Origin of the sequence: Chitinilyticum aquatile DSM 21506 (assembly GCF_000430805.1) — a bacterium.
Taxonomy (GTDB): Bacteria; Pseudomonadota; Gammaproteobacteria; order Burkholderiales; family Chitinibacteraceae; genus Chitinilyticum; species Chitinilyticum aquatile.
This window is the reverse complement of record NZ_KE387260.1, coordinates 98,588-121,929: the sequence shown is the minus strand read 5'-3', so window position 1 is coordinate 121,929 and position 23,342 is coordinate 98,588. Positions and strand designations below refer to the sequence as shown.

Annotated in this window: 13 protein-coding genes; 9 read left to right on the top strand and 4 right to left on the bottom strand. The window is 61.3% G+C overall.

Annotation, left to right across the window (positions count from 1 at the left end; all coding sequences use genetic code 11):
- Positions 1-68: 68 nt before the first annotated feature.
- Genes H559_RS0116035 through H559_RS20815 form a run of 3 tightly spaced genes read right to left on the bottom strand, consistent with a single transcriptional unit; the run spans position 69 to position 4,441 of the window.
- Positions 69-1,391 (bottom strand): deoxyguanosinetriphosphate triphosphohydrolase, encoded by a 1,323-nt coding sequence (locus tag H559_RS0116035; protein ID WP_028453510.1) that lies wholly within the window; start codon positions 1,389-1,391, stop codon positions 69-71.
- Positions 1,392-1,414: 23 nt separating this feature from the next.
- Positions 1,415-3,055, bottom strand: a complete 1,641-nt coding sequence (locus tag H559_RS0116030; RefSeq protein ID WP_028453509.1) for a putative bifunctional diguanylate cyclase/phosphodiesterase — start codon at positions 3,053-3,055, stop codon at positions 1,415-1,417.
- A gap of 6 nt (positions 3,056-3,061) precedes the next feature.
- Entirely contained in the window at positions 3,062-4,441 is a 1,380-nt protein-coding gene (locus H559_RS20815) for a cyclic di-GMP phosphodiesterase (RefSeq protein ID WP_051279646.1), read from the bottom strand.
- A gap of 225 nt (positions 4,442-4,666) precedes the next feature.
- On the opposite strand from H559_RS20815, the gene H559_RS0116020 reads away from it, so the two are divergent.
- The 6 genes from H559_RS0116020 to H559_RS0115995 all read left to right on the top strand — a co-directional run bounded on the left by H559_RS0116020 (position 4,667) and on the right by H559_RS0115995 (position 11,101).
- Positions 4,667-5,755 (top strand): ABC transporter ATP-binding protein, encoded by a 1,089-nt coding sequence (locus H559_RS0116020; protein WP_028453508.1) that lies wholly within the window; start codon positions 4,667-4,669, stop codon positions 5,753-5,755.
- 11 nt (positions 5,756-5,766) lie between these two features.
- Entirely contained in the window at positions 5,767-6,708 is a 942-nt protein-coding gene (locus H559_RS20810; protein WP_034641813.1) for an ABC transporter permease, read from the top strand.
- Positions 6,709-6,716: 8 nt separating this feature from the next.
- Positions 6,717-7,496 carry an ABC transporter permease gene (locus H559_RS0116010; protein ID WP_028453507.1) on the top strand — a complete coding sequence of 260 codons (780 nt, stop codon included), beginning with the start codon at positions 6,717-6,719 and terminating at the stop codon, positions 7,494-7,496.
- Between the two features lie 127 nt (positions 7,497-7,623).
- Positions 7,624-8,682 (top strand): polyamine ABC transporter substrate-binding protein, encoded by a 1,059-nt coding sequence (locus tag H559_RS0116005; RefSeq protein WP_028453506.1) that lies wholly within the window; start codon positions 7,624-7,626, stop codon positions 8,680-8,682.
- 194 nt (positions 8,683-8,876) lie between these two features.
- Positions 8,877-9,935 carry a polyamine ABC transporter substrate-binding protein gene (locus tag H559_RS0116000; RefSeq protein WP_028453505.1) on the top strand — a complete coding sequence of 353 codons (1,059 nt, stop codon included), beginning with the start codon at positions 8,877-8,879 and terminating at the stop codon, positions 9,933-9,935.
- A 59-nt stretch (positions 9,936-9,994) separates the two neighbouring features.
- Positions 9,995-11,101, top strand: coding sequence for a VanZ family protein (locus tag H559_RS0115995; RefSeq protein WP_051279644.1), 1,107 nt, complete (start codon positions 9,995-9,997; stop codon positions 11,099-11,101).
- 23 nt (positions 11,102-11,124) lie between these two features.
- On the opposite strand, the gene H559_RS0115990 is transcribed toward H559_RS0115995, so the two are convergent.
- Complete coding sequence (locus H559_RS0115990; RefSeq protein ID WP_028453503.1) at positions 11,125-11,718, bottom strand: 6-pyruvoyl trahydropterin synthase family protein; 594 nt, start codon at positions 11,716-11,718, stop codon at positions 11,125-11,127.
- Positions 11,719-11,908: 190 nt separating this feature from the next.
- Between H559_RS0115990 and H559_RS0115985 the strand changes: the two genes are divergently transcribed.
- From H559_RS0115985 to H559_RS0115975, 3 genes are all read left to right on the top strand, one after another.
- Positions 11,909-17,764, top strand: coding sequence for an alpha-2-macroglobulin (locus H559_RS0115985; RefSeq protein WP_081413108.1), 5,856 nt, complete (start codon positions 11,909-11,911; stop codon positions 17,762-17,764).
- A gap of 14 nt (positions 17,765-17,778) precedes the next feature.
- Positions 17,779-20,115 carry a penicillin-binding protein 1C gene (gene pbpC, locus H559_RS0115980; protein WP_211230960.1) on the top strand — a complete coding sequence of 779 codons (2,337 nt, stop codon included), beginning with the start codon at positions 17,779-17,781 and terminating at the stop codon, positions 20,113-20,115.
- Between the two features lie 517 nt (positions 20,116-20,632).
- On the top strand, positions 20,633-23,338 hold the full coding sequence (locus tag H559_RS0115975) for a chitinase C-terminal domain-containing protein (protein ID WP_245579390.1): 2,706 nt from the start codon (positions 20,633-20,635) through the stop codon (positions 23,336-23,338).
- The last annotated feature ends 4 nt before the right edge of the window (positions 23,339-23,342 follow it).

Here is a 23,342-nt window from a genome sequence, read left to right as displayed (position 1 = left end):
CTTTCAGAATACTTTGGCATGTATGCCAATGAAGCCATTTTCCAGTAATGGCTGTGTTCGTATATCTGTTACCTTCCCATGCCGCCCACCTGCTGGGCGAGGTAGGTGGCGTAGTTGTCGGTCATGCCGCCGATGAAATCAAGCACACGGCGGTAGGTTTCATACAGTTCCCACTCGCGCTTGGGCGCGTTGTATTCCATCAGGTCGAGCACCCGCTTCATGCGGAACGGCATCTGCGGCGCGACCTTCAGCTGGTAGGCCGCATTGCAGAAGGCATCGAGCAGGATGTCGAGGCAGGTGAACGAGCCGACCTCGATCTCGATCTTGCGCCGCTCGTTGAAAATGCGGTCGCGCGCCAGCTGCTTGGCTTCGTTGATGCCCTGGCGCATGCCCAGCGGACAATCGTTGAGCAGGTCTCCCTGATAGCTGCCGTTCATCAGCCGCTCGTACTGCGCCATGAAGGTGTTGGCCACGTCCTGCACGCAGCGCTCGATGGCCTTGCCGCGCAGCAGCGAAATCTTGCGGCGCACCGATGGCGCAGCGGCGACTTCGAGCGCCAGCAGGTCGCGGTCGCCGCCGCAGATTTTCAGCAGGATGGGCTCGACGATTTCATAGGCGAGCATGCCGATTTCAATGCCGTCTTCGAGGTCGAGAATCGCGTAGCAGATGTCATCCGATGCTTCCATCAGGTAGGACAGCGGGTGGCGCGCCCATTTGCCAGGCGCCAGCTCTGGCAGGCCGAGCGCCACGGCGACTTCCTGCAGGATGGCTTTCTCCGACTGGTAGCAGCTGAATTTGCCCTTGCCGCCGGCGTGCTCGCTGGTCCACGGGTATTTCAGCGTGGTGCCGATGGTGGCATGGGTCAGGCGCAGTCCGCCTTCGAAGCGGTGATTTTCCAGCTGCGTGATGATGCGGAAACCCTGCGCATTGCCTTCGTAGGTCATCAGATCGCGCCGCTCGTCGGCGGTCAGTTTCTGCATCAGGTAGGCGTGCTCGTCGCGGCGGAACCAGTCACGGATCGCGTATTCGCCGGCGTGGCCGAAGGGCGGGTTGCCGATGTCGTGCGCCAGGCACGCCGCCTGCACGATGGCGCCCAGATCGAAGGGGCTGATGCCGGCCGGCAGCCGGTCAGCCAGCCGCTCGCCGATCAGCACGCCCAGGCTGCGTCCGACGCAGGCGACTTCCAGCGAGTGCGTGAGGCGCGTGTGCACATGGTCGTTTTCCGTCATCGGGTGCACCTGCGTCTTGCGTCCCATGCGACGGAAGGGCGAGCAGAACACGATGCGGTCGTGATCCTTGTGATACTGGCTGCGACCGGTGGCGGGGTCGGCATTGCCGTGCGACTCGGTGCCCAGGCGCTGGGCGCAGAGTAGTTGGTTCCAGTCCATCATGGGCGTAGGCGTCCGGTGGCGGTTCAGCGGGGTGAAGGCAGGGTCTGGTAATACTCGGTGATGCGCTCGGGAGCGAGCGGCTTGCTGTAGTAATAGCCCTGGATGACGTTGCAGCCCATTTCTCGCAGTTGCAGGGTGGTGGCTTCGTCTTCGACGCCCTCGGCGATCACCAGCAGCTGCAGCCGGTGTGCAAGCTCGATGACGCTTTGCACGATGTCGGCGTCGCGCTGCGAGCGGCGCATTTCCTGGATGAAGCTGAGGTCGATCTTGACCTCGTCGATCGGCAGGCGCTTGAGGTAGGTGAGCGAAGAAAAGCCGGTGCCAAAGTCATCCAGCGCGAGCCGGCAGCCCAGCGACTTGATCTGTTCGAGCACGCGCAGTGCCGAGTCGATGTCGTCGATGATCGCCGATTCGGTCACTTCGAACACCAGGCGCTTGCCGGAGATGCCCCAGATTTCGCAGGCATTGGCGATAAAGGATGGCAACTCCGGGTCACGCAGGTTCGATGGCGTGAGATTGATGCTCAGCGTGCCGGGAATGCCGGCTTCGATCAGCTGGCGGAACTGGCGCAGGGCGGCGTTGATGATCCACTGCGATACCGAGCTCATCAGCCCGAGGTGCTCGGCAACGCGCAGCAGCTGGTGCGGCGGCACCTGCCCGAGCTTGTCATCGTGCCAACGCAGCAGGGCTTCCATGCCGTGCATGATCGTGCCGTCGGCAGTGAGCTGCGGCTGGAACACGATCTGGAAGCGGTTGTTGAGCAGCGCTTCGCGCAAGGGAATTTCCAGTTGCTTGATCAAGAGGCCCAGCCAGTCACGTCCCGGGTCGTAGAGGCCGATGCCGTTCTGCGTGAATTCGTGTGCGGCCTGCGCCGCCGCACTCAGCAATGCGGCGGGTTCGCTGCCGTGATCGGGGGCGAGCGCAATGCCGATCTGCGGATGCAGGCGCACATTCAGTCCGCCAAGGTCGAGCCCTTCTGCCAGCAAGGCCATGGCACGGTGCGCGGCGAGCATGGCGTGGCCGCTGCCGGAGAGGTTGGGCAGCAGCATGCCGAGTGTATGGCGGTCGATCAGCAGCAGGCTGTCATAGTGACGCTGCATGTTGCGCAGGCGCTCGGCAGCGCACAGCAGGGTGTGATCGGTGCAGCTGCGCATGGCCGAGCCGAAATCGACGTGCAGCAGCGCGGTGACCTTGCCGGTTTCGGTGCGTTCGCGCGCCTGTGTCAGCAATTGTCCCAGTGCACTGGTGTTGGGCAGCCCCGTGCCGGGGTCGAGCGTGTGGCTGTGCCGGACGGCGTGCAGCCGGGGCGTGGCGTAGGTGAGCTGCACGGCGAGTGTCTGCAGTGCGAGGTGGTCGATGCTTGCCTGCAGTTGCGGGCCGCAATGCGTGCTGACATGTTCATGCCAGGCCAGGAAAATCGGGGAGGCCAGCAGCAGACTGCCCGTGCTCAGGCGCGGCCAGAGCTCCGGGTCGTGAATGCCCTGGTGCATGCGGCGGAAGAAGTCGAGATAGATCGCATGGTCGTGGCTGTCGAAGACTCCGGCATCGGCAAGAATCTGGGCAATGCGAGCAGCCAGCGGCTCATCAGCGAGCGGATGCCGCTGGAGGTGGTCGGCCAGCGAGGCCAGAGGCAGGGCGAGGGTGCTCGATTTCAGTCGTGACATGCAGAATCAGCCCTGGAAGTATTCGGATGGATCAATCCCGTAGCTGCCATGCGGCAGCTCGCGGCGGATGCTGATGGGGATATTGGCCATGGTCGTCGGGTTGCTCATCAGATCGAGCACCTGTGGTCTGGCGTGCGGCAGCTTGTCCGGGCCGAGAATCAGCAGCACCTTGGGTTTGAGCCGGCGGGTGCGGCTCTGGCTGATGACGATGCCGACGTCGCCGCAGGACAGCTCGACCAGTGTCCCCACATGGAAAATGCCGATGCACTGTGCAAACTGCTCGACCAGCGCGGGATGGAAATAGCGCTCGCTCCATTTGTAAAGCAGCTGCAGTGCTTCGTAAACGGTTTTGCTGCTGGAGTAGGCGCGGTCGCTGATCAGCGCGGTGAAACAGTCGACGATACCAGCCATCGCCCCGAAGAGTCCGATGGCTTCGCCCTGCAGCTTCATCGGGTAGCCGCTGCCGTCGTGACGCTCGTGATGGCGGGCTACGGTATCGAATACATCGGGGTGCACGCCTTCAAGCTGGTTCAGGATGTCGAGGCTGTGCTGCACGTGCGTTTTCATCAGCATGAATTCACCCGAAGTGAATCGGCCTTCACGCTGCAGCAATTCGTCCGGCAGGCGCAATTTGCCGATGTCGAGCATCAGTGCGGCAAGCCCCAGGTTGTGCAGATCCTCTTTCGGATAACCAAGGTGACGGCCGAAAGCCAGCAGGTATACGGCCGAATCGACGGCGTGGCTGTAGCTGTAGCGATCGCGCTGGCGCAACTGGGTCAGCCAGATCAGTGCATTGGGGTTGCGGACGATCGAGTCAACCATCGAATCGACTACTTCATGGATGGCTTCGGTGCCCGGTTGCAGATCGGCCCGGATGGAAGCGGCGAACTGTTCGACCCGTTCTTCCGCGCTGCGGTGGATCTCGGTGGCCTCGGGCAGTTCCTGCTCGACGCTGCGTACATCGTCATACAGGATGATGGGCTCTTCGCTGGGAGGTGTGTTGCCGCCAAGTTTGGTGTGACGGCGTCGCCAGAAACTGAAGAAATTGCGCAGTTCGCGCAGGATGTTGAGCCGCTCGCGGCGCTCGGCCTGAACCTGGGCTTCGCGCTGGGACACGCTGAGCCCCCGCAGGGGCAGGGTGGACTGATCGTGCTCCTTCCAGCCCGCAGCGTAGCGGTCGGCCAGATGGCGCCATTGCTGCAGACCGCCATTGGAGCGCGAGAGGTCGACATCGACGAACTGGCAGTACTCGACGAGGTCGTCCAGCTGCTGCTGGGTTTCCAGCAGAAAGCCCTGCAAGAGAAACGGGGTGTCAAGCCATGGGCGGTCGAGTTCGGTGATGAACAAGCCGAAAGCCAGGTCAGTGACGCTGATGCGTAGTTCCAATTTCAGGCCGCAGTCAAAAGTGATGGAGTCGGATGGGTGTATGCCATGCAACGATTATAACCGTCACGGCACAGGAAAACTGTCATTATCTGTTACGCCAGAGTATGCGGAGTGTCCGTGAGCAAAACTTTGCTTATCGGCAGGTAATCCGCAAAAAGACTGGATTTTTACCCCCTTGACAGGTGTTTTTGTTAGAATGGGCGCCGTTTTTTCGTGAGGAAAATCATGGCCCTTCTCGAGATCCGTGACGTCGTCAAACGTTTCGGCGATTTCACCGCAGTCAATCATGTCAGCCTGGCGGTGGAAGCTGGTGAATTCTTTACTTTGCTTGGGCCTTCGGGTTGCGGCAAAACCACGCTGCTGCGGATGCTGGCGGGCTTCGAGCAGCCTGATTCCGGTGAAATCGTGCTGGACGGGCAGAATGTGGCCAGCGTGCCGCCGGAAAAGCGTCCGGTGCATACCGTTTTCCAGAATTACGCGCTGTTTCCGCACATGACGGTGGCGCAGAACATTGCCTTTCCGCTGAAAATGGCTGGCGCAGCCACTGATGAAATCAATCGCCGTGTGGCCGAGCTGCTGGAAGACGTACGCCTGCAGGATTTTGCCAAGCGCTACCCGCATGAGCTCTCCGGTGGCCAGCGTCAGCGCGTGGCGATTGCCCGTGCGCTGGTCAACCGCCCCAAGTTGCTGCTGCTCGATGAGCCGCTCTCTGCGCTGGATGCCAAGCTGCGCGAACAGATGCAGATCGAGCTGATCACCCTGCAGAAGGAAGTCGGCATCACCTTTGTGTATGTGACTCACGATCAGGGTGAGGCGCTGGCGCTGTCACACCGCATCGCGGTCATGAATCAGGGCCAGGTCGAGCAGCTTGATGCCCCCGAGCAGATTTACAGCTATCCGAAGTCGCGCTTTGTGGCCGATTTCATCGGGCAGTGCAATCTGCTTGACGCCAGCGTGACGGAAGTGGGCGCTGAGCGCATGACTCTGGAGATTTCTGGGGTCGGTGCCTGCCACACCCTGCCGGTGGCCGGCGCGCAACCTGGCCAGAAGGGCTGCCTTGCGCTGCGCCCGGAAAAAATCAAGCTGGGTGCCAGCCTGCCCGCCGACGATAGCGACGAAGTACATTTCAAGGGGCGCGTGCATGACTGCCTCTACCTCGGTGATGTGACGATCTATATCGTCGAGCTGGATAACGGCATGCTGGTCGAGACCATGCTGCCGAATTCGGCACCGGGGCGTGCCAAGTTCTTCGACGACAACGATCTGGTTGAACTGGCCTGGCGCTTCGATGCCGGCCATTTCATCCTGGCCTGAGAGAGCCCGCCATGTCGAAACCTGTTTACGGGCTGGGCGGGCGCTACGCCAAGTGGCTGATTTCCGCGCCGCCGCTGCTGTATCTGCTGCTGTTCTTTGCCATCCCGGCGCTGATCATGGTGTTTGCCGCCTTCCGCTTTCCCGGCGACTATGGCGGCCTCGTGCCGCTGGTCGACGTCAATCCGGATACCGGTGCGCGTGAACTGCTGCTCACGGCGGAGAACTGGCGCGATTTCCTGACCTTCGAGAATTTCGGCCGCTTCTTTGAGGATTCGATTTATCTCGAACTGTTCCTCAAATCCTTCTGGTACGCAGGGCTGACAACGCTGATCTGTCTGGTGCTGGCCTATCCCTTGTCGTGGCTAATCGCGCGTAGCGGCAAAAAGACCCGTGACCTGCTGGTGCTGCTGGTTATTCTGCCGTTCTGGTCGAATTTCCTGATCCGCGTCTATGCATGGATGATCATCCTGGGCCCGCAGAGCTATTTCAGCCGGGTACTGAACGGCTTTCTGGGTATTTTCGGAATCGAGCCGGTTTCCTTGCTCTTCAGCCAGTTTGCCGTGATCATCGGTCTAGTGTACGTACACCTGCCGTTCATGGTTCTGCCGCTCTATGCCAATCTGGAAAAGCACGACATGTCGCTGCTGGATGCCGCTCAGGATCTGGGTGCCAACGCCTGGCAGCGCTTCTGGAAAGTAACCTGGCCGCTCAGCCTGCCCGGTGTCTGGGCTGGTGTGGCGCTGGTGTTCATTCCGGCGCTGGGCATGTTTGCGATTCCGGATCTGCTGGGTGGCACCAACAGCATGATGATCGGCAATCTGATCAAGCAGCAATTCCTCGACAGCCGTGACTGGCCGTTCGGTTCGGTGCTGTCGATCATGCTGACGCTTTCCGTGCTGCTGCTGGCAGCGGTCGCCGCATGGGCGGGCAGCCGCCACAAGAAGAAGGATTGAGGCGCGTTATGAACAAGGTTTCCCGCTGGGTATGGGGTGCGGCAATTGGCGTGTACGCCTTCCTGTATCTGCCGCTGGCGATTGTGGTGCTGTTCTCGTTCAATGATTCCAATCTGAACGCGGAATGGGTTGGCTTCACGCTGAAATGGTACGTGATGCTGTTCAATGACGAGGTGATGCTGGAGGCAGCACTCAATACGCTGGGGATCGGTTTGGTCACCTGCGTGGTGGCCACCGTGCTGGGCACCTTGGCCGGCTATGCCATGTACAAATGGCGGCTGCGACTGCTGCCGGTGCTGGTGCTCACGCCGATTGCCATCCCCGAGATTCTGATGGGTGTGTCGCTGCTGATCTTCTTCGTCATGCTGAACATGACGCTGGGGCTGGTGTCGATCACGCTGTCACACATCGCGTTCTGCATCGGCTTTGTCGCGATTGTCGTGCGCTCGCGGCTGCAGGGCATGGACGAGTCGCTGGTCGAGGCCGCGCGCGATCTGGGCGCCTCGCCGGCCATGGCGTTCCGCAAGATCACGCTACCGCTGATCATGCCCGGCATCATCGCCGGTGCCCTGATGGCGTTCACGCTGTCGATCGACGATTTCGTGATCAGCTTCTTTACCGCCGGTGTCGGTTCCAACACCCTGCCGCTGGAGATCTACTCGCGCGTGAAGGTGCCGATGAAGCTCAACCCGGAAGTCAACGCCGTGTCCACCCTGCTGATGCTGCTGACCCTGTCGCTGATTCTGATCGTGAGCAAGGTTGCTCCCAATGCATTGCGGGCAGAATAGCGCCTGATGACGCCATACTGGCGGCCAGCAGGGGTAGATGCCTTTGCTGGCCGTTTTGTTTTGTTGGTTTTGCCCTGTTTGTTTCTGGATCGTTTTTCTACTAACTGGATTGCCCGGAGGATCTGACATGAAGAAATGGTTGGTGATGCTGGCGCTGCTGGCCGGCCAGGCGCACGCCGAAGACGTACTGAATCTCTTCAACTGGAATAATGCGGTGGCACCGGCCACCATCAAGAAGTTCGAGGCCCAGTGCAAGTGCAAGGTCAAGGAAACCTATTTCGGCTCGATGGAAGAGGCGCTGGCGAAGCTCTCTGCCGGCGCCAAGGGCTTTGACGTGATCGGCCCGTCGAATTACGGCATCCCGCCACTGGCCCGGCAAGGTCTCCTGCTGCCACTGGACAAGAGCAAGCTGCCCAATCTGAAGAACATCAATCCGGCCTTTGCCAATACGGCGCTGGATGTGAACAACCAGTATTCCGTACCCTATGATTTCACAGTAACTCTTGTCGGGTATAACGCTACAAAGCTGAAAGAGCTTGGGTTGCAGGCAGATACCTGGTCAATTGTTTTTGATCCGGCGATTCTGGCCAAGATTCGCGGCAAGGTCACCGTGCTGGACGATCCGCGCGAAGTGATCGCAGCGGCGCTGCGCTACAACGGCTATTCCGCCAACTCCACCAACCCGGACGAGCTGAAAAAGGCTGTGGCGACGATCCGAGCCGCCAAGCCCTACTGGGCTGCGTTCAACAGCCAGAGCTACATCAAGGAACTCACGGTCGGCAATATCTGGGTCGCGCTGGGGTATTCGAACGACATGTTCCAGGCACGCCAGGATGCGCAGGCTGCCAAGCGTCCATTTGAAATTGCCTATGGCCTGCAAAAGGAAGGCAACGGCATGACGGCTGACAGCTTCGTGATCAGCAAGCATGCGGCCAAACCCGAACTCGCGCTGCGCTTCATCAACTTCATGCTGGAAGGACAGAATGCCGCCGAAATCACCAACAGCATCGGCGCTGGCAATCCGAATACTGCAGCGCTGCCGTTTATCCGCAAGGAACTGCTGAGCGTGCCGGCCATCAATCCGGACAAGGCACAGGCCGCCAAGCTGGAGCAGCTGAGTGACCAGGACGGCAAAACCCGCCGTGCCTGGAACAAGGCCTGGACCGAGCTGAAACTGGTGCGCTGAGTGTCTTTCCCTGCCGTGTTGCAATTTCGCTGTGCAGCTGCGCGGCGTCATTGCAACACGCCGATGCACAGTCCGGCTTTTGGCCGGCAAAGCGTGGCATAATCCGCGCGAACCGGCTTTGACGCCGGCCGAGTAGGCTTGCCTGTCAGGCGCAAGCCGAGCTGCATACAAAACTTGTCTGGGGTCGCGAAGAAATGAAAAAACTGCTGCTGGCGCTGATGATGACCATGGGCGCAGCCCATGCTGCCGACACGCTTCATGTTTACAACTGGAACAACTACATCGCGCCGGAAACGGTGAAGCGCTTCGAGGCGGACTGCAAGTGCAAGGTGGTGCAGGATTACTACGGCTCGATGGAAGAAATGCTGGCCAAGCTGTCGGCCGGTGCCAAAGGCTATGACGTGGTGGTGCCGACCGGTTTTGCGATCCCGCCGCTGGTGAAGCAGAACCTCGTGCAGCCATTGGACAAGGCCAAGCTGCCGAATGCCAAGAATGTAAATCCGGCCTTCCTGAACAGCCAGTTCGACAAGGGCAACCAGTATTCGCTGCCGTATTCGTTCACGACCACCCTGCTTGGTTACAACGAAACCGAGCTGAAAAAACTGGGTATCGATCCCACGTCCTGGGCCGTGATCTTCGATCCGAAGGTGCTCGCCAAGATCAAGGGCAAGGTCACCGTACTGGATGACAGCCGCGAACTGTTTGCCGCCGCGCTGATGTACAACGGCTTCTCCGCCAATTCGGTGAACCCCGATGAATGGAAGAAGGCCGCCGAGACCATCAAGGCTGCCAAGCCGTTCTGGGCTGCTTTCAATACCCAGTCCTACATCAAGGAACTCACCGTCGGCAATATCTGGGTGGCGCATGGTTATTCCAACGACATGTTCCAGGCACAGCAGGATGCCAAGGCCGCCAAGCGTGCCTTCGCGCTGAACTATTCGCTGCAGAAGGAAGGCAACACGCTTTCCGTCGACAACATGATGGTGCTGAAGAATGCGCCGCGTCCGGATCTGGCGCTCAAATTCGTCAACTTCATGCTCGACGGCAAGAACTCGGCCGACCTGACCAACATGATTGGCTCGGGCAACCCGAACTCTGCCGCTGCTGCGTTCGTGAAGCCGGAAATCAAGGCGATTGCCGCCGTATTCCCGAATGCCGAAGCGCAGAAGAAACTGCAGCAGCTCAATGCACTGGAAGGCAAGCAGCTGCGCGAGCTGAACAAGCTCTGGACCCAGGTCAAGACTGCCCGCTAAGCGTCTGATCTCCTGAGTCAAGGAAAGGCGCGTCCCGGTGGCGCGCCTTTTTTGATGCCATGACTTCGCTTCCCCCGATCAGCTATCTGGCCCGCCGCATTACGCCGACACGCATGGCGCCGGCGTTTACGCTTGCCTATGTGCTGGTGCTGCTGATCGTCAGTTTCTATCCGTTTACCGACTGGCACTACAGCGGGCAGCCGGTGTTTGCCTTCTACACTTTTCCGCTGCCCTACTATTTCACCCTGTTCGATAACGCGATCAACGTGCTGGCTTATGTGCCGCTCGGTGCCGGCCTTGTGCTGTGCCTGCGCGGCGGTGCGCGCGGTTTCGTCCTGGCCGTGCTGGCCGGCAGCGGCCTTTCTGCCGGCGTGGAATTCATCCAGCAATTCCAGCCAGACCGCATTGCGTCGAACATGGATATCCTCAGCAATGGCTGCGGTGCCCTGCTGGGGGCGCTGGCGGCATCGGTACTGAGCGGGCGGCGCTGGCAGCGCTACTGGCTCGTTTATCGCCACAACCGCTTTGCCCCCGGCCGCTGGGCCGAATGGGGGCTGGTGTGGCTACTGTTCTGGTTCATCACCCAGTTCGACCCTTCGCAGCCTTTTCTCGGCGTCGTGGTCGAGCCGGCCGGCTTGCCGCAGCCCTTTGATTCACCGCTTGCCGATCCGGAGCTGTTCCTGCGCCTGCTGGAAGGTGCGGGCATCATGCTCAACCTGCTGGGGGTCGCGCTGTATGTGTCGGTGCTGGTGCGCCATACCTGGCAGGGGCCGCAGGCCATGCGCCGCGTGCTGGGCCTCGGGCTGCTGGTGAAGCTGGCCTTCGCCGGCATGTTGCTCAAGCCGGCGATGTTCTTCGCCTGGCTCAATGGCAGTGTGGTTGTCGGGGCACTGGCCGGCACCGGGCTGCTGTTGCTGCTGTGGCGCTTGCAGCGGCGCTGGCGCGCGCTGCTCGGCCTGCTCTCGCTGTGCGCGGCGACGCTGGTGAGCTGGCTGTGGCCGCTGACGCCGCAGCTCTCTGCCATGCTGCCGCTTTTTCGCTGGCAGTACGGGCACTTGCAGCACTTCAACGGCCTGTCGGCCATCATTACCGACCTCTGGCCCTATGTCGCGATGCTGATTCTGATGGGTGTGTGGGTATCGGGCTCTGGCGATCAGGATATATAGGTCTTGGCGCTATACCTTGCGAATTAGCCGATCTGGCGCGGCGGAACCGGGTTCGTGAACTGCTCGCCGGCGAGCAGCTTGCGATAGAGATCCGGGTCATGCCATTCGGCCTGGCACTGTTCTGAAAACACGATGTCTTCCAGACGGATTTCACCCATGCGCGGGTTGTAGGCATCTGCGCGGAAGGCCTGTGCGTAGCCGGTTTCGGTTTCGTGCGCGATGACCGAATGCAGGGTGATGTCGGCTTCGCCATTGGCCATCACGGTTTGCTGCAGGATGCGGTCGATGATCACGAAAAAGAGCCGCGCAAACTGCTCGGCCGATGGCGATACCGGCATGGCGATCCAGCGCGCCGAAAACTGCCGGCACAAGCGGATGTATTCGGCATCGTCGCGATCCCAGTAGCAGATCGCGTGGTCAAACGCATCGATTACATCGCGGATATTGCCCTTCATCAGACCGAAGTCGTACACCATATGGCCGTTATCCAGCGCATTCGCTTCCAGCAGCACTTCCACCTTGTAGCTGTGGCCGTGAATGGACGTGCTGCAGCGCAGCGAGCTGCAGTTGCGCACGATGTGGGCGCTTTCGAATTTGAAAAGCTTGCGGATAAGCATGGGTTTACCTCGGATTGACCGGCGATTTTAGCAGAAGGGCGCAGCCACGGCAGGCCGGCATGGCACCGGCTGGCGGGCGCTGCGGGTGAAGCGCATCACCCTTTTTCACATGAAGCTGCAATTCATCTGCCAGGTGTCAGATAGAAGGCATAGAATTCTAAAATTCGACTGACGTGGCTAGAAATCAATCATGGCGCGACTCCAGAGCTGCACGTTGTTCCTGTGTCAATTCCTTGGCAAATGCTGGGCCGCACTGGCCTGGCTGGCTGCCGCCCTGTTCGGCCACTGGCAGGCACCGCGCTGGCTTGCCTGGCTGGCGGGCAGAATGGGCCAGGCGGGCCGCTGGCTGCGGGCGCGCCCGCGCATTGCGGCGATCGTGCTGCTGTGCAGTGCGGCTGTCGCGGCGGGGGGCTGGTACGGCTGGAAGTGGTATGAAAGCCAGCCCAAGCCGCTGCTGGTCGAAGTGCAGCTGACTGCGCCGGAGCCGACCGACTATGAAGTCGAGCGCCCCAGCCCGAATCCGCTCGTCATCGAGTTTTCCGAAGCCGTCGCGCCGCTGGACCAGATCGAAAAACCATTCGAGAACAGCGACAGGAGCAAGGGCATCGCGCTCAAGCCCGACATCGCTGGCCAGTGGCAGTGGGAAAATGACCGCCGCCTGGTATTCACGCCCAAATCCGACTGGCCGGTGGACGAAACCTTTACCGTGGATATTGCTCGCAGCGGTGCGCTGAAAGCCGATGTGAAGCTGGCTGATTACGCACCCGAATTCCATTCTGCAGCCTTCACTGCCAAGCTGGTCGAGGCCAGGTTCTATCAGGATCCGCAGGATGCCAATCTGAAAAAACTGGTGGCGCAGATTCATTTCAGCCATCCGGTAACCGCATCTGACGTCGAGGACGCGCTGGAGCTGTCGCTGGGCAGCGGGCTCGACTGGCAGGCGGCTGGCAACAAGCCATTCAGCGTCACCTTTGACCGTCAACGCGTGAATGCCTACGTGCATTCCGCTCCGCTGTCCGTGCCGCGCGAGGACAGTACGATTGCGCTGGAACTGGGCCGCAGCGTGCGTGCGACGAGCGGTGGCAACAAGCTGGCGGAAGCGGTGAAGGCGGAAGTCACCGTGCCTGGGCTGTATTCGCTGCGCTTTGCCAATATGGCCATGTCGCTCGTTGACAACGAGCGTTATGAGCCCGAACAGGTGCTGGTGTTCGAAAGCAATGTGCCGGTCGCAGCCGAAGCATTGCAGGGCAAGGTGCAGGCGTGGCTGCTGCCGGAATTCCATCCTGATACTCCGGCGGCGGAACGCAAGCAGCCGGAAAACTGGGGCATGTCGCGCGTGAGCCGCAAGGTGCTGGACGCAGCGGAAGCCTTGCCGCTGAATTCTGTTCCGGGCGAGGAAAAGTACAACCAGGCGCACGGCTTCAAGTTTAAGGCACCCGTTGGCCGCTACATCTATGTGACGATTGCCAAGGGAGTGCCCGGGTTCGGCGGTTATCAGTCCGGGCAGGCTGTCGCCGGGCTGATCCGGGTCGAGCCCTATCCGAAAACGGTGAAGCTGCTCTCGCAAGGTGCGCTCTTGTCGCTTTCGGGCGAGCGCAAGATCGGTTTTGTCGCGCGCGGCCTCAAGGGCGTGCGCGTGGAAATTGGCCGCGTGCTGCCGGGACAGTTGCAGCATCTGGTAGAGAACAGCAGCTCGTTCGCGAAGCCGGAGCTGTCGCAGAATTTTGCCGACACCCTGACCGAGCGGCTGGTCGACAATCGCACCCTGCCGGTCGTCGAGCCTGGCAAGGCGGTGTACGACAGTGTCGACATGGGGGCTTATCTCAACGGCGCAGCCGGCAACCGGCGCGGGCTGTTCCTGGTGCGGCTGAGCGAGTTTGACCCGGCCCGCCCGAAAAACGAATCCAGCGAACCGGTCGATAACCGCCTGATTCTGCTGACCGACCTCGGCATTCTGGCCAAGAAGGGAACCGATGGCACGACGGATGTCTTCGTGCAGTCGATTGCCAGTGGCCTGCCGGTGGCGGATGCCCGGGTGGACGTGATCGGCCGCAACGGCCTGGCGGTGCTGAGCGTGCAGACGGATGCCAGTGGCCATGCCCGCCTGCCGGTGCTGAAGAATTACCAGAGGGAAAAAGAACCGCTGCTGATTCTGGCCAGCCGCGGTGAGGATTTTTCCTTCCTGCCGCTGACAAGGGCGTATGAGCGCCTGCTCGATATGTCGCGCTTTGATGTGGGCGGCATTGAAAACGCCGCGACGCCGCAGCAGCTCAGTGCGTTCGTATTCAGCGACCGTGGTCTGGTGCGCCCGGGCGAAACCGCGCATCTGGGTCTGATTGTGCGCACTGCCAGCTGGAAGGGCGAGCTGGCCGGCTTGCCGCTGGAAGTCGAAGTGACCGATCCGCGCGGTTTGCCGGTCTACAAGCAAGCGGTGAAGCTCGATGCCACCGGCTTTGATACCGTTGATTTTGCCAGCAGCGATACCTCGGTCGCCGGGGAATACCAGATGGGCGTTTATCTGGTGAAAGATGGCCAGCGCGGAGAGCAGATCGGCAGCGGCACGTTTACCGTGCGCGATTTCGAGCCGGACCGCCTCAAGGTCAATGCAACGCTGGGCAAGGGCAAGACGGAGGGCTGGCTGAAGCCGGAGGAGGTGACCGCACAGGTTTCCGTGCTGCAACTGTTCGGCGCGCCGGCCGCAGGCCGCCGTGTCGAGAGTGAGATGGTGCTGAGCCCGACGATTCCGGCCTTCAAGGCCTGGCCGGGCTATCACTTCACGCCCATGGGCAAGTTTGACCAGCCGGTGACTGAACAGCTGGCCAGCACCACGACCAATGATGCCGGTGACGCGAGTCTCGCGCTCAATCTCACGCGCTTTGCGCGTGCGACCTATCGCCTGCACCTGACGACGCGCGCATTCGAGCCCGGCAGTGGCCGTGGCGTGGCGGCGGAAGCGGCCGTGCTGGTGTCGTCTGCACCCTATCTGGTCGGCGTGAAGCCGGATGGCCCGCTCGATTACATCGGCCGTGGCGCGAAGCGAAGTGCCAGCTGGCAGGCTGTGGCGCCGGACCTGAAGCCGCAGGCGGTGGATGGCCTGAAGCTGGCGTTCGTCGAGCGGCGCTTTGTGTCGGTGCTGATCAGGCAGGGCGATGGCACCTACAAGTACGAGTCGCGCAAGAAAGAGGTACTGCGGGATGAAAAACCGCTGAACCTCCCCGCCGCGGGCAGCAATCTGCAGTTACCCACCGCTGAGCCGGGCGACTTTGCGCTGATCGTGAAAAACGCCGAGGGAACCGAGCTCAACCGCCTTGAGTACAGCGTGGCGGGTGACGCAAACCTCAGTCGTTCGCTGGAGCGCAATGCCGAGCTGCAGATCACGCTCGACAAGAAGGGCTATGCCGCAGGCGAAACCATCTCCCTGAACATCCGGGCACCGTATACCGGTGCAGGCCTTATTACCATTGAGCGTGACCGGGTATACCACCATGTCTGGTTCAAGGCCGACACCACCAGCTCGGTACAGAAGATCGTCGTGCCGGAAGGGCTGGAAGGCAATGGCTATGTGTCAGTGCAGTTCATGCGTGACCCGGCCTCGACGGAGGTCTTCATGAGCCCGCTGTCCTATGGTGTCGTGCCGTTCGAAGTGAACCGTGACCGTCGCAAGCTCGATGTCACCGTTACTGCGCCGCAGGAAGCCCGGCCAGGGCAGACGCTGAGCTTCAGGGTACAAAGCGCACAGCCCAGCCGCATGGTGCTGGTGGCCGTTGACGAGGGCATCCTGCAGGTGGCGCGCTTCAAGACACCACAGCCGCTGGATCACTTCTTTCAGAAGAAGGCGCTCGACGTGCAGACCACCCAGATTCTCGATCTGGTGCTGCCGGAATTCTCGCGCCTGATGCAGTCTGCTGCGCCGGGCGGGGATGCCGAGGGGGCGCTTGGCCGTCATCTGAACCCCTTCAAGCGCAAGCGCCAGCCGCCGGTGGCCTACTGGTCCGGCATGCAGGACGTCGGCCCGCAGGGCAAGGCGCTGAGCTGGACCGTGCCGGATACCTATAACGGCAAGCTGCGCGTGTATGCCGTCGGCGTGACGGCGGATCGTATCGGCGTCAAGGAAGTCGGTGTCGTCGTGAAGGGCGATCTCATCCTGTCGCCGAACGTGCCGCCAGCGGTAGCACCGGGTGACGAATTCACGATCAGCGTTGGCGTCTTTAACAACATGAATCAGGCCGCGAAGGTCAATCTGCAAAGCAAGCTGGGTGCCGGACTCGCGCTGGTGAAAGGGCCGGCGGTGCTGGAAATCGGTGCGCAGCGTGAGCAGGTGGCCGAGCTGACCGTGCGCGCCACCGACAAGCTGGGCGATGCGCAGGTGGCCTTTGTGGCCAGCAGTGGCGGCAAGCAGGGGCGTGCGGTGGACAGCATCAGCGTGCGGCCGCCGGTGGTCTATCGAACCTCGCTCAATCTTGGCAGCTTCACCGGCAGCACGCAGACCCTGGCATTGAGTCGCCAGCTGTATCCGGAACACCGCAAGGTTGATGTCTCCGCCAGCGCTTCACCGCTGATCTGGGCCAATGGTCTGGCGCAGTATCTGGATGGCTACCCCTATGGCTGCACCGAGCAGATTGTCAGCAAGGCTCTGCCGGCGCTGCTGCTCGCATCTGAGGGCGAGCGCGCCAGTGGCCAGTCGCTCAAAGTGTTCCAGTCCACCTTGCGCACCTTGCGCGAGCGCCAGAACGACGACGGCGGCTTTGGTCTCTGGGCGGCCAATCCGCAGGGCAGCGACATGGCCTCGCTGCATGCGCTGCAATATCTGCTGGAAGCGCGCGAGCGCGGCATGCCGGTGCCGCCGGAAATGCTCAGAAACGGGCAGGACTGGCTGGCCCAGCGTGCCAGCGGCGAAAGCAGCGGACTGGCCGGGGCCCGCGAGCGCGCCCGCGCCATCTATCTGCTGACCCGCATGGGTGAAACCACCAGCGGCCTCTTGGCCAGCCTGCAGCAGGAGCTGGACAGCCGTTACGCCAAGCGCTGGCAGAAAGACCTGACTGCGGCCTACATCGCCGCCAGCTACAAGCTGCTGAAGCAGGATGCGCTGGCGACAAAATTGATGCAGGGCGTGCCGTGGTCTGGTGAAGGCCGGAAGATCGCCAACACGGACGAGCGCGATGTGTACTACGACCCGCTGCTGCACGATGCCGGCAAGCTCTACCTGACTGCGCAGCATTTCCCGACGGAAGTCGGCAAGGTGCGGCCGGATGTCCTCACACGCATCGGGCAGGAGGTATCGGCGCAGCATTATCAGTCGCTCTCGGCGGCCTACCTGCTGCTGGCCTTGTCGAGCTTTGACGCCGCCGCCCGCCGCAATGGCCTGGTGCTTTCCGCCAGCGAAACGCGCGCGGCCGGTGCGGTGCCGCTGGCGCTGGGGTCCGGTCCGCTTGGCAAGGTGGCACTCTCGCCGCAGGCCACGGGTGTCAGCCTGCAGAAGCAGGGCGAGGGCAGCGCATTCTATGCGCTGGCCGAATCGGGCTTTGACCGCAAAGTACCCGCTGACAATCTGCAGCAGGGCATGGAAGTTACGCGCGATTACCTCACGCTGGACGGCAAGGAGCTGAAAACGCCGAAGATTGGCGACGAATTCCTGATCCGCCTGCGTGTGCGTAGCACCGCCAAGCAAGGTGTCGATCAGGTTGCGCTGGTGGACATGCTGCCGGGCGGGGTTGAGGTGGTGTATCGCGCCCCGGCCTCTGCGGAGCAAGCGCCGCAGGGTAATACGGATGAGGGTATGGAGGAGGGTGAATCCGGGCCCCCGGCCTGGCAGGCTCCGGTCGGTGAAGCCAAACAGTCAAACTGGAATCTGGACTACCTGGATGCCCGTGAAGACCGCGTCGTGCTGTATGGCAGCGTCGGACCGGAAGCGCAGACCTTCGTCTACCGTGTCCGCGCCACGCATGCCGGCAAATACACCGCCCCGGCGCCGTTTGCCGAAGCGATGTACCAGCGCCAGATCCAGGCGCGCGGCGCAAGCCGCAGCCTGCAGATCATCAAGCCTTGACCCTGCGGGCCTTTTTGCGGCGCAGCCCTGCCGGGCTGCGCCGTTTTCATCGCCTGAAATGGCCGTGCGTGCTACTGCTGCTGGCCTTGCTGTTGCTTCGCCTCTGGCCACACGCCCCCTTGTCGCACTGGCTACCCGGCTCGACGGCGGTGATGTCGCGCGACGGCCAGTTGCTGCGCCTCACGCTTGCCAGCGACGAACGTTATCGTCTCTGGATTCCGCTGGAGCAGATGTCGCCACAGCTGGTCGAGTCGGTGCAGCTGTACGAGGATCGCTGGTTCTTCTGGCATCCGGGTGTCAACCCCGTGGCCCTTGTGCGCGCTGCGGTGGCGACCTACACCGGCGGCAACCGGCAGGGCGGTTCGACACTGACGATGCAGCTCGCGCGCCTGATGTACCGGCTCGATACGCGTACGCCGGCCGGGAAGGCCGAGCAGGCCTTGCGCGCGGTCTGGCTGGAACTGCGTTACAGCAAACACGATCTGCTCGAGGCCTACCTCAATTTCGCACCTTACGGGCGCAATATCGAGGGTGTAGCGGCGGCGAGCCTGATCTATTACGGCAAGCCTGCCGACCGGTTGACCCTGCCCGAGGCGATGACACTGGCCGTGATTCCGCAGGCGCCGAACCAGCGCGCCGGGCGCGGCGATTCGCTCACTTTGGCACGGCAGCGCCTGCTGGCGAGCTGGATTGATGCCGGCAAGCCCCTGTCCTCTACTGATCGCCAGCTGCTTACCCTGCCGGTGCCCGCACGGCAGCTGCAGCATCTGCCGTTTCGCGCGCCGCATCTGGTCGAGCAAGTGCTCGGCGAAGCGCAGCGCGAGGGTGTGCCACCCGCTCGGCTGACCAGTACGATTGATGCCGGGCTGCAGCAACTGGTCGAGCGGCAGGTGCAGCGCTATCTGGCGCAGGTCAGCGGCCGTGGTGTGCACAATGCCGTGGTGATGCTGGTTGATACACGCGACATGGGCGTGCGGGCGATGGTGGGCTCGGCCGACTATTTCAATGCCGATATTGCAGGGCAGGTGAATGGTACGCAGGCCAAGCGCTCGCCCGGCTCGACGCTGAAACCGCTCCTCTACGGGCTGGCGCTGGATCAGGGCCTGATTCATCCGCGCAGCATTTTGAAGGATGCGCCGACGGCATTCGGCCCCTTCCAGCCCGAAAACTTCGACGGCCGCTTTGCCGGCCCGGTGAATGCGACCGAAGCCCTGACGCGCAGCCGCAATGTGCCGGCGGTGTGGCTGGCCAATCAGTTGCGTCATCCGAACCTTTACGACACGCTGCAGCAGGCTGGCGTGTCGCAGCTCAAGTCCGAGCAGCATTACGGGCTGGCACTGGCCCTGGGCGGGGGCGAGCTCAGCATGCAGGAACTCGCCGGCCTCTACGCGATGCTGGCCAGCGACGGCCAGTTGCGCCCCTTGCGCCTGACGGAGGATGCCCCGAAAGCAGCAAGTGGCACGCGGCTGCTGTCACCGCAGGCGAGTTTTCTGGTGCTCGACATGCTGCAGCAGAATCCGCGCCCCGATGGTCTGGCTCCCGCGCGGCGCGACGGCTGGCCGATTGCCTGGAAAACCGGCACGTCATGGGGATTTCGCGATGCATGGACGGCTGGCGTGGTTGGCAATTACGTGCTGGTGGTGTGGCTGGGCAATTTCGACAGTCGCAGCAACCCGGCACTGGTCGGGGTCGAAATGGCTGCGCCGCTGTTTTTCCGTATTGCCGATGCATTGCCGCTCGCGCGACCCGCAGACCGTCCTGCGCCTCGCCTGCCGCCATCCGGTCTGACGCGTGTCGCCATCTGTGCCGACAGTGGCGACCTGCCCAACCAGTGGTGCCCGCGCACCGTGGATAGCTGGTTCATTCCGGGGAAATCGCCGATTCGCGTCAGTACGCTGCACCGGCAGGTGGAGATCGATATCCGCACTGGCGAAGTGGCCTGTCCGCCTTATATCGCCGGTACGACGCGTTCGGAGGTATTCGAATTCTGGCCAAGCGATCTGGCCCGGGTATTCAGGGAGGCGGGTATGCCGCGCAAGCCTCCTCCAGTCAACCGCTGCGGGGCAATACCTGCGGTTCCCGATGCACCACCCCGCATCACGTCACCCCTGCGCGATGTGGTTTATACCTTGCGCAGAGACCGCCCCGACGAAACGATTGCCCTGCAGGCAACCGCCGCTGCCGATGCGCGCACGCTTTACTGGTTTGCCGACAAGGCTTTGCTGGGAAGTACGCCCGCCCGTGGCGCAGGGTTGCCCTGGCGGCCTGATCGTGCCGGCATTTTTGCGCTGACCGTGGTGGATGATCTCGGGCGCAGCACCGGGCGGCAGCTTACTGTCGACTACAAATAATTACCAAATATAAATATATAAGAAAGCATGTGGTAATTTTAGTGCTGATGCGATTGTTCATTCCGACCCCGGTGCTGTGTATTTTTTCGCACTAGATCTGCATGACAGTGAACTTTTTCTGCACGGAAACTACGAAAAAACACTCCGAATTTCCTACATAAGAAGCTGCTAATTGTGTATTTTCTAATGCGCTCAATAATGCTTAATGTGATGAATAAAATGATTAAATTCTTGTGGTCGCGGTGTGCGTTCAGATGTAGTGCACTAAATGGCTGTAGTCTTTCTATTTTGTAAGAAATAGGGTGAAAAGCTTAGACAAAAACTTTGTTACATCCGTGTTGACAAGCTTGCAGCGTTCAGCGGTAATTGACTCGCGACTGGAATAGCAAGCCCCTCACAGGTCCAATACACACAGTAATAAACGCCGAATTCTTACAGATTTGGCGTGCACTACGAGAAGGGGCTGGGCCGGTTGCCCATGATGGGTTATCGCCATAACTTGATGAGGAGCTCTTCGATGTCCCCGTTTAACCTGAAAGCAATGGCTGTTCTGCCGGCTGCCATGCTCGCTGCCTATGCCTACGCCGCTCCGGCCTGGCAAGAAGGCAATACCTACAATGCTGGTACTGTCGTTAGCTATAACGGCAAGGATTACCAGGCTCTGGTTACCCACACCGCTTATGTGGGCGCCAACTGGACTCCGTCCTCGACCCCGACCCTGTGGAAGGAAGTGAGCGGCGGTTCTGCCACTCCCACCCCGACCGCTACTCCGACGGCAACGCCGACCGCTACCCCGGTTCCGACTGCCACTCCGACTGCTACTCCGACGGCCACCCCGACCAGTACCCCGACTGCTGCAGGCAACTGCTATGCCGCATGGAAGTCCGGTACTGCCTACACTGGCGGCCAGAAGGTGACCTACAACGGTCGCAACTACGAAGCCAAGTGGTGGACTACCGACGCGCCGAGCAACAGCGAATGGGGCCCGTGGAAAGATCTGGGTGCCTGTGGCGCAACACCGACACCGACGGCCACTCCGACCGCTACCCCGACGCCGACTGCAACTCCGACTGCAACTCCGACGCCGACAGCCACTCCGACTGCAACACCGACACCGACGGCCACTCCGACTGCTACCCCGACGCCGACGGCTACTCCGACTGCTACCCCGACACCGACTGTGACCCCGACCGTTACCCCGACACCGACTACGGTTCCGGGCGGCAACTGTCAGCCGGATGGCCTGGTTTCCAGCGTTGCCAATGTACCGTACTGCACCGTGTACGATGCTGAAGGTCGTGAAAAGCTGGGCAATGGCCTGCAACGTCGCGTCATCGGCTACTTCACCAGCTGGCGTACCGGCAAGAACGGCCAGGTTGCCTATCTGGCCAAGGACATCCCGTGGGGTGATCTCTCGCACATCAACTATGCCTTCGCCCATATCGACAGCAATAACCGCGTTTCCGTGAACGAAACCGTTCCGGGCAACGAAGCCACCGACATGGAATGGCCGGGCGTAGCTGGTGCCGAAATGGATCCGACTCTGCCGTACAAGGGTCATTTCAACCTGCTGAACAAGTACAAGAAGCTGAACCCGGGCGTGAAGACTCTCGTGTCGATCGGCGGCTGGGCTGAAACTGGCGGCTACTTCGGTGCTGATGGCAACCGCGTGAATTCCGGTGGCTTCTACACCATGACCACCAATGCCGACGGCTCGATCAACCAGGCTGGCATCAATGCCTTTGCCGATTCGGTTGTTGCCTTCCTGAAGAAGTACAACTTCGACGGCGCGGATCTGGATTACGAATATCCGACCACCATGGCCAAGGCCGGCAACCCGCTTGACTGGGCTGTGTCCGAGCCGCGCCTGAAGGGTCTGCAGGCTTCCTACCGCGAACTGCTGAAGGTGCTGCGCACCAAGCTGGACGAAGCCAGCGTGAAGGACGGCAAGTACTACATGCTGACCATCGCTTCGCCGTCTTCCGGCTACCTGCTGCGCGGCATGGAAACCTTCCAGGCTGTTCAGTACATGGACTACGTCAACATGATGACGTATGACCTGCACGGCGCCTGGAACGAGTTCGTTGGTCCGAACGCTGCTCTGTTCGACGATGGCAAGGATGCCGAACTCGCCAAGTGGTCGGTGTACTCCACTGCCGCTTACGGTGGCATCGGCTACCTGAATACCGACTGGGCTTACCGCTACTTCCGCGGCTCCCTGCCGGCAGGTCGCATCAACGTGGGTGTGCCGTACTACACCCGTGGTCACAAGGATGTCGTCGGTGGTACCAATGGTCTGTGGGGCACTTCGCCGAAGTCCACCAACTGCGGCCCGGGCCTGACCGAGTGCGGCGTTGGCGCCATGGGCATCGACAACATCTGGCATGACAAGGATCAGAACGGCAACGAAATGGGCGCCGGTTCCAACCCGATGTGGCACGCCAAGAACCTCGAGAAGGGTATTGCCGGTTCCTACCTCGGCATGTACGGCCTGAAGGCTTCCGATCTGGTTGGCAAGTATGACCGCTACTACGATGCGACCCTGGTTGCGCCGTGGCTGTGGAATGCCCAGAAGAAGGTCTTCATCTCGACTGAAGATGAGCAATCCATCCAGAAGAAGGCCGAGTGGATCAACGCCAACGGCATCGGTGGTGCGATGTTCTGGGAACTGGCAGGCGACTATGACTGGAATGCTGCCAAGGGCGAATACCAGATCGGTTCGACCCTGACCAAGCTGCTGGCATCCAACTTCCGCTCCGCTTCCCCGATGGGCGCAACCCGCTCCAAGGTGGCCATGCCGGCTGAGGCTGTGAAGCTGCAGTTCGATATGACCGACTTCAAGCTCGGCGATCAGAACTATCCGCTGAATCCGAAGCTGAAGATCACCAACAAGGGCGCCGAGGCTATCCCGGGTGGCACCAAGATCCGCTTCCAGTATCCGGTATCCGCTCCGGGCGCAATGACCGATCAGTCCGGTGCCGGCCTGAAGACCGTTGCTACCGAGCATACTGGCAACAACGTTGGCGGCTTCAAGGGTGACTTCCACACTGCCGAGTTTGCCATCCCGTCCTGGCAGTCCATCGCCCCGGGTGCAAGCATCGACATCACCCTGAACTACCACCTGCCGATTTCCGGTCCGAGCAACTACATCGTGACCATCAACGGCAAGCAGTACGCAGTAAGCCAGGAATATCCGAACAAGCCGGTTGCCAAGCTGCAATAAGCAA